Here is a 10,839-nt window from a genome sequence, read left to right as displayed (position 1 = left end):
AAAAGAAGACAGAGCGGGTGGGACTATGCCGAGATTCTGAACACTCACGTGTTAGGCACAGAAATGCCTAAAATGAGGTGGCTCAGGGACCTCATTGACCAAAAGCTTGCATAAAGAAAGAAACCAGAGGCTGGCGTTCCATGACAGATAAAGTAGTCATTAAGCAGACCAAGGGTCAAAAGCGAAACACCGGGACTTTCGCTTTTTCCAACGGAATTTAGGGTCATATGTTGGATGATGGACAGGCTTGGTGTATAATTACGGAAACAGATCTGATCTTAAATGATTCCAGGTGAACTCCACCCTTTTGTTTCCGAATTTTGATTTACGCTATCGCAAAAGTTGTCTTCCTTGACAAAAGAGCTATAAAACATTACATTATTTGTTGGTAAAAACTAAAGATTATATGAGTAGGACAGATGATCGCTGCCATGCAAACGAAAGGGCATGGGAGAGGAAAGTCCGGGCTTCACAGGGCAGGATGCCAGATAACGTCTGGCGGAGGCAACTCCCGGGACAGTGCAACAGAGATATACCGCGTTAGCAATGAGGCGGGCGACCGTAACAAGATGTGACATATTCATGCTTGCATGAAATATGGCGCAGATTGTCACGGGCATGCGGCGAATGCCGCGTAACGAGAAATGCTTGCATTTCGAGTGACCGCCACATGTCTCGCTAACGTAAGGGTGGAAAGGCAGTGTAAGAGACTACCGTGCTGGTGGTAACATCAGTAGCCATGTAAACCCCATCCGAAGCAAGACCGAAAAGAGAGCTATGAACTTGCCCGGTTCGCTCTCAGGTGGGTCGCTTGAGGCTGTCGGTGACGGCAGTCCTAGATAGATGATCATCCTCGACATAACCCGGCTTACAGTCCTACTCTAACAAGACAACAAAACGGCTGAGAAAGCTTTATCGCTTCCTCAGCCGTTATTTTTATATTCTATAGATTATTATCTGTTATCAACCTTTTCTGGGTACATATCGTGGTTAGCAAGACGATGCATTGCTATCTCCTCCCACTTTGTGCCCTTCTTACCATAGTTGCAATATGGATCGATGGAGATTCCTCCACGTGGTGTGAACTTGCCCCAAACCTCAATGTACTTAGGATCCATAAGCTTGATAAGATCCTTCATAATGATGTTTACGCAGTCCTCATGGAAATCACCGTGATTTCTGAAGCTGAAGAGATAGAGCTTAAGAGACTTACTCTCAACCATCTTCTCTCCTGGCACATAGGAAATGATGATATTGGCAAAGTCTGGCTGGCCTGTGATTGGGCAAAGTGATGTGAACTCAGGGCAGTTAAACTTTACAAAATAATCGTTGTCAGGATGCTTGTTAATAAAGGTCTGAAGCATCTCTGGTGCGTAGTTATCAGGGTATTTGTTGTTCTTGTTTCCAAGAAGTGTAAGTGTTCCTTCGTCTTTTCTATCTGACATAGTTCTTTTCCTCTCTGATATAAATATCATTCACAAATTCAAGATCACTTTAAAAGAAGTGGATCAGTTACGCCGTTCTTCTCAAAGGCTGCTGTTCTGTCGATGCATGTTCCGCACTTGCCACAAGGCTTCTCTCCGCCTTCATAGCAGCTCCAGGTAAGCTCGTATGGAACCTTAAGGTCAAGACCGATCTTAACCACGTCAGCCTTTGTAATTCCGATAAATGGAGCCTCAATTGTAAGCTGTCTTCCGCTTCCCTCGTAGATTGCTGTGTTCATGGCATCATTAAATGCTGGTGAGCAGTCAGGGTAAGCATTTCCTGCAGCATCATCGCTGTGGGCGCCGTAGTAGATCTTGGAGCATCCCTTAGAAAGAGCTATAGCGCTGGCACTTGAAAGGAACAGGCCGTTTCTAAATGGTACATAGGTGCTAACTGGCTTTCCGTTTGTCTTCTTAAGCTGCTCAGCATAGCTTTCCATAGGAATCTCGTCATCGTTCTTGGCAAGAAGTGAGCAGTCGCTGAACTGGAACATAGTTGAAAGGTCAAGAGTGATATGCTCTACCTTATAATAATCACAAACTGCGTTGGCAGCCTCAATTTCCTTATTGTGTCTCTGACCGTAGAAGATAGAAAGAGCTACAACATTGTCGTTACCATATTTATCAACCGCCATGGCAAGTGCTGTTGTGCTATCAAGTCCTCCACTGAAAAGTACTAAAACCTTCATTTGTAAATCTCCTTAGTTATTTCTATTACTTAATAATCTGATAATCATCAGATTTGGATAGCATTACTTGATTCTCTGTAAAAGAGCTGGCTCAGTCTTAAAACGTCCTCTAAGGGTCTGGGTCTGAGTTCTTGCTGGGTAATTGCGGATTCCCCTTGCTGTCATGCAGGAATGACTTCCCTCGATGAATACTGCCACGTCCTCAGAGCCTGTAACCTTAGTGATGATCTCAGCAATGTCATTGCCGATCCTCTCCTGAAGCTGAAGTCTCTTGGCCACCATATCTGCAATTCTGGCAATCTTGGAAAGGCCGATAACCTTGCCATTTGGAACATAGGCAACTGACACCTTCATATCATACATAAGTGCCAGATGATGCTCACAATAGCTGAAAATCTCTATATCTTTTACCACAACCACATCCTGACTGTTATCGTCGTAGTAGTCCTCATCAAAGGTCTTGTTGAACATATCAGCAATCTCGTCGTTGGTGTAGTTCATACCCTCGAAGACTTCCTCGTACATCTTGGCAACGCGCTTTGGTGTATCGATAAGACCCTCTCTGTCTGGGTCATCCCCAAGAGCGATTATTATATTTCTTATACTTTCTTCGATTAACTCTTTATTGATAGCCATTTCTATTCCTTCCACATCTACTATCTAAACTCAAACTCCGCGCTTATTAGGATCCCAGATAAACTTGTGGAGCTGAAGCTGAAGTCTTATATCATTTCTCTTATTCTTAATAAGAAAATCCACCATATCTGATGGCTCTATTGCGCCAAATACAGGACTTATCAAAACTGTGCACTTATCTGAAAGCTTGTATTTATCAACTATCTCAGCTACTCTCTCAAGCTCTGTTGTATCGGAGCACACGAACTTAACGGTGTCCTTAGCCTCAAGATATTCATAGTTGGAAACATCCATGAATTTCTCCATGCCACTTCCCTCAAGCTTGTAATCAAGGGTAAAGGCAGGTCTTTTCTCTATCTTGGTAAATGGAGCTATTGAAACGCTTCCGTTGGTCTCGATCTCCACATCGATATCAGGCTCTTTTCCGAAGGCTGTTAAAAGAACTATCACATCCTTGGCAAGTAGTGGTTCGCCTCCAGTAAGGGTGACACGCTTAACGCCGCTTTCCTTAACATAGGCCACGATCTCATCCTCTGTCATCTCTGTGTAGGATGCATTTCCTTCGCAGGCCCATCTTGTATCGCAGAAGCTGCAGGCAAGATTACAGCCCTTAAGCCTTATAAACACAGCGATTTCGCCAGCGTGCTGACCCTCGCCATTTATACTTATAAATTTCTCTGTTACTTCAAATGTTGCCATTGTTGTATTCCTCTATATTATATCTAGTCATTTATCCAAGCTTTAGCCCGTCTACGCCCAACCTTAGTCCGCAGCATATGTAGCGCAGTTGTTAGGAGTCTCGTAGACAGTTACCTCTGCTACTGCAAAACCACGCTTAGCGAACTGATCATAGAAGTACTTGGAAAAGTTCTCTGCTGTTGGTCTGAACTCTACCTCACGCATAAGGAAATCCTCGCCCTTAAGGGCCTCAATAGTTGCAGCCTTAAGAGTTTCCTTTTCATATATAAATGTGTGGTCGAAGAAGTCTGTCTCTTCCTTGAGAGCTCTTTTAACATCTCCAAAGTCAACTATCATGCCTCTCTGCTGACCTTCCTTCTGAAGACCAAGGGAGCTTATCTTAAGAAGAACGCGCCATCTGTGACCGTGGAGGTTGTGGCACTTTCCCTCATATCCATATAAAAAATGTGCTGCATCAAAGGATGCTTCTGCTGTTAAGTAATACATTGAATTTCCTTCCTGAATCAGGACAGATAAGAAGAACGTCAAATAGAAAAGACTGCCATAATTTGTAAAAAATCAGGGCAGTCTAATAAACATAATCATCAGATATTATCAAATAATTATCTTCTTAGTCCTGGTTTTGTTTAGGGACAGGATGGTACAAATGAACTGTCCTATTAAGTTTTCCGAAGTCCTAGTATAGTTACTAATCAAGTTTATGTCAAGTTATCAATTATCACTAAAGGTAATGTAATTGCCTTCAACCTGCTTACTTTCGTACATAGCCTGGTCTGCAAGCTTGTAGTAGTCGCTAAACTGGCCATCAGCGCCATCTCCGCAAAGAACAGCACCGACACTGACCTTAACTCTCCAGTCACCAACCTCCTTGATCCTAATGGAATCAATGTTGTAGAAGAGACGATCTGCCACAATTCTTCCAGTCTCGATATTTTCAACACCTGTAGCAAATACGCAGAATTCATCGCCGCCAAGTCTGTATACCACGTCAGAATCTCTGAAGGTATCTGTAAGACACTTGGCGATTGCTTTGATTACCTCATCTCCCACGTCATGACCAAAGGTGTCATTAACATACTTAAAGTGGTCTGCATCAAGAAGGATCAACATACCCTTCTTGCCATTTTCAAAGGCCTCAAATATTCTAGCTTCTCCGCCGCCTCTGTTAAGGATTCCTGTAAGAGCATCGGTTTCAGCCTTTTTCCTGAACTGCTCCTGACGTCTTCTATCTTCATCAATAGATTCTGTTGCCCACAGAACGTGGCGTAGCGATCCATCAGGATCCCTGTCCTCTTCAATAAAGTACATACGGAACCATTGATTACGCTTACTTAAGAAATCATGAGATACAGATTTAGTATTCTCAAATCGTTCCTCCAGAGTGGATAGATCAAGGAAAGACATAAGCATGCTCTGAGAAGATTCTGCAGCAAAGCCTTTGGCAATCTCAAGTCTTCTCTGAAGAGTATTATCATGGTCTCCTCCCATGGCACTTTCAAGGGTTGGACTGATTCGCAGCTCCTTCATGGTCATGTTCTTAAGATCAATCCTGGTCATAGAAGCATAGATATCAGATATGGCATTAATCTCATTCTGAAGGTGTCTGGCCTCTGTATTACTCTTGGCATAAACACTAAATGCCACAAGGAATGCAATCAGGATCATTGCAAGAACAAAGGAAGACTGCATAAATATATAATCAACAGACTTTAGTGCCAGATCTTCATCAACTATAACTACCGTAAACCATTCATTGTTAATTGGCCTACTAAACACAAGCTTAGATCCATCCTCAAATTTCATGGAGAAGGTCTTTCCACCTGCCACCATGATCCTTGATGCCAAAGCCTTCTGATATTCATCTCCATCTACGCCGTAGTTCTTACCGTTTTCATTATTATCTGAATGACAGACCACAAAGCCAGTCTTATCAATAACCATGGACGCATCAATTGTATTAGAGGAAACAAGACCTCTTTCGATCTCAGAAATGCCGTCCATGAAGATATCCATAGAAACAACACTTTCGCCATCTTTTAAAAGCTTACTTACAGACATCATGACCTCATTGGTCTGCATGTTAACATAGGGCTGAACAAAGGTAACTTCACCCTTCTTATTCTTAGCCTCAATATACCAGGGTCTGGTTGTGGCATCATAGCCTGCAGGAGATACCCATCCAGAGCCATCAAGATACTCTCCATTACAATAAGCGTATACTCCCGTGGTATTACTGTCGATAAGCTGAGTATAAACTTCTGTCTCATCTTCAAGGAATCTCTTTATCTCATCATTTGTAGCCCCAGCATCCATGAGCCCTTCTACATTCTGGGCAGTAAAGCTCACAGCATCCTTAGGAGTAAAAAGATAATACTCAATACGCTGGGACATCTGAATAGTCTTGGTATTCCAGGAATTTATGATATTTTGCTTGGAAACATTATATAGACGAAAGAAAACCATCACAGTGAAAAAGGAGCCTACAACTGTGATAAATATGAAAATAAGATATGCTCTTGCTGCACTAACTTTTCCTTGGGATCTGCTTCCGGGTTCTGTCATAGAAATCACCTTTTCCCCAGTAATCGAAATTATGTTAACGAAGCATATGTATTATAGCATATATTTATACACTATTAAACGAAAAAGAGCCTTGGGAAAGCCCCAAAGCTCTTAAATTCTTATAAATTATATATGACCAGAAATCCAAAATAATGATTATCAAGATCAACCAAAGTTGGTAACAAGTGCCACAATTCTAAGTGCAAAGAGTGCAAATACTATCCACATGATTGGGCTGATTTCCTTAACTTTTCCACAAACAACCTTAAGGATAACCCAAGCAAGTACTGCGAACATGATACCTGTAGCGATTGAATATGCAAGAGGCATCATAACTACTGCAAGGTAAGCACCTACAGAATCAGCGATATCGCCATCGAACTTAACCTTTGTGATAGACATAAGCATAAGCATACCAACATAGATAAGAGCTGGAGCTGTAGCGAATGAAGGAATAGCAAGGAAAAGTGGGCTAAGTACGATAGATACAAGGAACATTAAACCTGTTGTGAAGGCTGTAAGACCTGTTCTACCACCTGCAGCAACACCGGCACTTGACTCAACAAAGCTTGTTACAGTTGATGTACCAAGAAGTGAACCACATGTTGTACCAACAGCGTCTGCGAAGAATACCTTACCTACTCTTGGAAGGTTGCCGTCCTTATCAAGAAGTCCAGCCTTGTCAGCAACACCAACAACTGTTCCTACTGTATCGAAAAGATCTACATAAAGGAAGCTGAAAGTAATAGCAAGGAATGAAACGATATGTGAAGCAGCCCATCCAAAGTTAAGCTTGAATGCAGTCTGGCTGATAGCGCCAAGCTGAAGGCCCTGTGAAAAATCAGGTAAAAGGTTAGCTGATGTGTAAACACCGCAAAGCTGAAGAATGATACCGATGATCCATGTAACAAGGATACCGATAAGAACGCCACCAGTTACATTGTAGTGTACAAGTACAGCGATAATGATAAGACCGATAAGTGCAAGAGTCATGTTGAGATTTGAGAAGCTACCAAGCTCAACCTTTGTAGACTCACTAGCAACGATGATCTCTGAATTCTGCATACCGATGAATGCGATGAAAAGACCGATACCAGCAGAAATACCAAACTTAAGGTTCTGTGGGATGCTGTTGATGATCTGCTCACGGAACTTAAAAAATGAAAGAATGATAAAGATAATACCCTCTACAAATACTGCTGTAAGAGCGATTCTCCATGGATCTGGCTCATTAGCAAGCTCGCCAAGGCATACTGTATAAGCAAAATAAGCATTAAGACCAAGTCCAGCAGAAAGTCCGATTGGGTAATTAGCAAGGAACGCCATGATGAATGTAGCGATTGCTGATGCAATAGCTGTTGCCAAAAAGATCGCATTACGATTCATTCCTGATGCTTCCAAGATGTTAGGGTTAACAGCAAGAATGTAGGCCATTGTCAGGAATGTTGTAAGACCTGCCAGAACCTCCTTTTTGACGGTAGTGTTGTGCTCTTTGAGTTTAAAACACTTCTCCAACATATTTTTTCTCCTCCGAAAAATAAATAAATTTGCCTCCCCTGTAATTCTGACCAGTCCCCTACCTGAAATGTATTCTGGCCAACTCGTAGATTACAGTAGAAATGTTATCTATGAACTCAAATATTACATGAGCCATGATCGGTACATAAATATTTCTCGTTGCCACATAGGCAATCGTTACAGGAAGTGCCATAAGCATGTACTCAAAGATTCCAAGTGGCGCATAAGCCCTTGTAAGAGCACACAAAAACAGGGATATTACTGAAAACAGAAATACCTGCTTCTTAGAGCCATACTTAATGATGCCTTTTCTAAAGAACAGCTCCTCTGCTACCGGCTTCATGATAACCATCACGAAGAATGTAAAAAGAGATCCATAAATCTCGTTGTCATATCTGAAAGAATAGGTTCCAGTATGAATAAGGGCTCTTGTCATGCCTTTTGCAATGCTAGTAGCAAGGGCATTGTCCTTGAAGTTACTGCGAAGAACCATTGAAGCCTGTGTAAACAACTGAGGTACAGCGGTATCTTTAATATAATCAGCCAAAAGCATACCAGCGATTGATAGTAATACGATCAGCCAAAACTTTCTTATTCTCTTGATATTGCGAAAAAATTTGCGAAACGAAAACTGCTTGTGAAAATAGTAAAAATAAACTAACAAGCCCAGATAAAAGACAAAATACAATTCGAGCTCATATGTATTCCTGGGCATAAGAATCAGTGAAATAACAAAAGCCAGTTCCCACAAAAGCGGTATATATAAATCTTTCAAAGCAGACTCCTTTTAATATGAAATCACCATCAACTATTATATATACGGACCAACTAACGGTCAATCCTCTTTTTGACACTAATATCAGGTTCTGAAAACAGTTATTCTCTTTTACATAAGACGATTATCATGCTAAAATGTTGTGTCACTAAAACACAGATGTCACTTCTTATTTTAATACGATATTTCGCATGGAGCAATAGAACAATGATTCTTTCAGTACACAACGTCAGCATTTCCTTTGACGGAAAAGACATATTAAAGGACGCATCTTTTCATATAGAAAATAACGAGAAGGCTGCCATCGTTGGTATCAACGGAGCAGGCAAGACTACTCTTCTTAAGATCATAATCGGACAGCTAGCTGCAGAAAGCGGCGAAGTAACCTTTTCAAAGGGCATAACCTACGGCTATCTTGCCCAGAACCAGAACATCGACACCACTAACACCATCTATGAGGAGCTCATGGAGGTAAAAAGAGATGTCATCGACCTGGAAAAGAGCATACGAGATGCAGAGGAACAGATGAAGCACCTTGAAGGGGATGAGCTTAACGCCCTCATGGACAGATATACCCGTATGAACGAGGAATTTCAGAGAAAATCCGGATATGCCTGGAAAAGTGAAGTAACAGGTGTTGCCAAGGGTCTTGGCTTTCTTGATGAGGAACTAAATAAGAGCATCTCTACTCTCTCCGGTGGTCAGAAAACACGAGTTGCCCTTGGTAAGCTCCTTCTTCAGAGTCCTGACCTTATTATCCTGGATGAGCCTACCAACCATCTTGATATGAACTCTATCAGATGGCTTGAGAATTATCTTCTGAATTATAAGGGAGCTGTCCTTATCGTATCCCACGACAGATATTTCCTCGATAAGATCGCAGGTAAGATCATCGAGGTTGAGAATACCAAAGTTAGCTCTTTTACCGGCAATTACAGTAGCTACGCCGTTAAAAAGGAGCAACTGCGCGCAATTGAATGGAACGCATATATCAAACAACAGCAGGAAATCAAGCATCAGGAAGAGGTTATCGCTAAGCTTAAGTCCTTTAACAGGGAAAAGAGCATAAAAAGAGCTGAAAGCCGCGAGAAGATGCTGGATAAGATTGAGCGTATAGATAAGCCAACAGAGATCGACGACAGAATGAAGATCACTCTTCGCCCCTCCTGTGAAAGCGGCGGAGATGTTCTTGACGCAGAGGGTCTTTCCAAGGCCTTTGGCAATGAACAGCTCTTTAGCGGACTTAACTTCAATATTAAGAAGGGCGAGCATGTGGCCATTATCGGCGATAACGGAACAGGAAAGACCACACTTCTTAAGATCATAAATGGTGTGGAAAGTCTTGATGCAGGCGAGATCACCCTTGGTGTTAAGGTTCACATTGGCTATTACGATCAGGAGCATCACGTTCTTCATGATGAAAAGACCTTATTTGAAGAGATTTCTGATGCCTACCCTACTCTTAATAACACAGAGATCCGTAACACTCTGGCAGCATTTCTTTTTACCGGAGATGACGTATTTAAAAGGATTGGAGACCTTTCAGGTGGTGAGAAGGGCCGTGTAAGTCTTGCAAAGCTTATGCTTTCTGACGCCAACTTCCTTATCCTGGATGAGCCTACCAACCACCTTGATATCACAAGTAAAGAGATCCTTGAGTCAGCAATTGCAGGCTACGAGGGAACTGTTCTCTATGTAAGCCACGACAGATACTTTATCAACAAGACTGCCACCAGGATCCTGGATCTTACACATGGCACCTTTGTTAACTACATTGGTAACTACGATTACTATATAGAGCACGTGGATGAGCAAAATGCACGCCTCTTTGGTGCATCAGATTCTAAAGACGGCTCCAGCATGCTCTCAGGAAGCTTCAAGTACCAGAATCAGGCAGATTCAAGCGCTGATACAGCAGCCCAGAATTCAGCTCCTGACACATCCGCTTCAGCTACAGGCGGAGCAGCCGACTGGAAAGCCCAGAAGGAAGCCCAGGCCAAGAAACGTAAGCAGGAAGCAGCCCTCAAAAAGTGCGAAGACGAAATCGCCAAACTTGAAGCCAGAGACTCCGAAATCACGGAGCTTCTCTCCGACCCTAGCATAGGAACTGACCTTGCCAAGCTCCGTAAGCTCACCGACGAGCAAACAGAGCTCCAGGACAAGCTCTCCGCCCTCTACGACGAGTGGGAAAGCCTCTCACTGTAACCCCATAGGATATACGCAGATTGTCCATCCTCCCCTTTAACGGGCAACTACCTGCCTAGCCCAGCGCGGCTCCATATCCAAGGCGAGAGTGCTGTGCAAGAGGTATTTTTGAGTCTACGAGAGACAGGATAGTTTATGAGCTTAGCAGAGAACGTTCCAGATTCTGTTTGGGCTCAACATGTCTGAGTACTGGGGATCCAGCTTGGGGCAATTAGTTTATTACGCTCGTCACTGCAAAATGAAACATTTCCAAATGTTCTGGCGCCCTTCT

General features: G+C 42.6%; 9 protein-coding genes and 1 other RNA gene. 2 read left to right on the top strand and 8 right to left on the bottom strand.

The window, feature by feature from the left end:
• Window positions 1-407: 407 nt before the first annotated feature.
• Window positions 408-887, top strand: an RNA gene (rnpB, locus tag T541_RS20585) — RNase P RNA component class A.
• 66 nt (window positions 888-953) lie between these two features.
• On the opposite strand, the gene queF is transcribed toward rnpB, so the two are convergent.
• The 8 genes from queF to T541_RS0105815 all read right to left on the bottom strand — a co-directional run bounded on the left by queF (window position 954) and on the right by T541_RS0105815 (window position 8,135).
• Window positions 954-1,445, bottom strand: a complete 492-nt coding sequence (gene queF, locus T541_RS0105850; RefSeq protein ID WP_026651812.1) for a preQ(1) synthase — start codon at window positions 1,443-1,445, stop codon at window positions 954-956.
• A 44-nt stretch (window positions 1,446-1,489) separates the two neighbouring features.
• Window positions 1,490-2,173 carry a 7-cyano-7-deazaguanine synthase QueC gene (gene queC, locus T541_RS0105845; RefSeq protein WP_026651811.1) on the bottom strand — a complete coding sequence of 228 codons (684 nt, stop codon included), beginning with the start codon at window positions 2,171-2,173 and terminating at the stop codon, window positions 1,490-1,492.
• Window positions 2,174-2,236: 63 nt separating this feature from the next.
• Complete coding sequence (gene folE, locus T541_RS0105840; protein ID WP_026651810.1) at window positions 2,237-2,809, bottom strand: GTP cyclohydrolase I FolE; 573 nt, start codon at window positions 2,807-2,809, stop codon at window positions 2,237-2,239.
• Window positions 2,810-2,839: 30 nt separating this feature from the next.
• Window positions 2,840-3,508, bottom strand: coding sequence for a putative 7-carboxy-7-deazaguanine synthase QueE (gene queE / locus T541_RS0105835; RefSeq protein ID WP_026651809.1), 669 nt, complete (start codon window positions 3,506-3,508; stop codon window positions 2,840-2,842).
• 63 nt (window positions 3,509-3,571) lie between these two features.
• A complete protein-coding gene (locus tag T541_RS0105830) occupies window positions 3,572-3,994 on the bottom strand; it encodes a 6-pyruvoyl trahydropterin synthase family protein (protein WP_026651808.1) in 423 nt (140 codons plus the stop codon).
• A gap of 225 nt (window positions 3,995-4,219) precedes the next feature.
• Window positions 4,220-6,070 carry a sensor domain-containing diguanylate cyclase gene (locus T541_RS0105825; protein ID WP_026651806.1) on the bottom strand — a complete coding sequence of 617 codons (1,851 nt, stop codon included), beginning with the start codon at window positions 6,068-6,070 and terminating at the stop codon, window positions 4,220-4,222.
• Between the two features lie 165 nt (window positions 6,071-6,235).
• The gene (locus tag T541_RS0105820; protein WP_330375712.1) at window positions 6,236-7,588 is read right to left on the bottom strand and encodes an NCS2 family permease; all 1,353 of its coding nucleotides are present in this window, start codon (window positions 7,586-7,588) and stop codon (window positions 6,236-6,238) included.
• Window positions 7,589-7,646: 58 nt separating this feature from the next.
• A complete protein-coding gene (locus T541_RS0105815; protein WP_197025144.1) occupies window positions 7,647-8,135 on the bottom strand; it encodes a CPBP family intramembrane glutamic endopeptidase in 489 nt (162 codons plus the stop codon).
• A 435-nt stretch (window positions 8,136-8,570) separates the two neighbouring features.
• Here T541_RS0105815 and abc-f point away from each other — a divergent pair, with 435 nt between their 5' ends.
• Window positions 8,571-10,568, top strand: coding sequence for a ribosomal protection-like ABC-F family protein (gene abc-f, locus T541_RS0105810; protein WP_026651803.1), 1,998 nt, complete (start codon window positions 8,571-8,573; stop codon window positions 10,566-10,568).
• Window positions 10,569-10,839: the final 271 nt, after the last annotated feature.

The organism is Butyrivibrio proteoclasticus P6B7 (assembly GCF_000622085.1).
GTDB lineage: Bacteria > Bacillota > Clostridia > Lachnospirales > Lachnospiraceae > Butyrivibrio > Butyrivibrio proteoclasticus_A.
Note: the sequence above shows the minus strand (reverse complement) of the source record. Positions and strands in the feature narration are given on the sequence as shown.

Bases quoted from the DNA above. Each gene is read 5' to 3' on its own strand.
- queF (WP_026651812.1), bottom strand. From the start codon at position 1,445: ATGTCAGATAGAAAAGACGAAGGAACACTTACACTTCTTGGAAACAAG.
- queC (WP_026651811.1), bottom strand. From the start codon at position 2,173: ATGAAGGTTTTAGTACTTTTCAGTGGAGGACTTGATAGCACAACAGCA.
- folE (WP_026651810.1), bottom strand. From the start codon at position 2,809: ATGGCTATCAATAAAGAGTTAATCGAAGAAAGTATAAGAAATATAATA.
- queE (WP_026651809.1), bottom strand. From the start codon at position 3,508: ATGGCAACATTTGAAGTAACAGAGAAATTTATAAGTATAAATGGCGAG.
- T541_RS0105830 (WP_026651808.1), bottom strand. From the start codon at position 3,994: ATGTATTACTTAACAGCAGAAGCATCCTTTGATGCAGCACATTTTTTA.
- T541_RS0105825 (WP_026651806.1), bottom strand. From the start codon at position 6,070: ATGACAGAACCCGGAAGCAGATCCCAAGGAAAAGTTAGTGCAGCAAGA.
- T541_RS0105820 (WP_330375712.1), bottom strand. From the start codon at position 7,588: ATGTTGGAGAAGTGTTTTAAACTCAAAGAGCACAACACTACCGTCAAA.
- abc-f (WP_026651803.1), top strand. From the start codon at position 8,571: ATGATTCTTTCAGTACACAACGTCAGCATTTCCTTTGACGGAAAAGAC.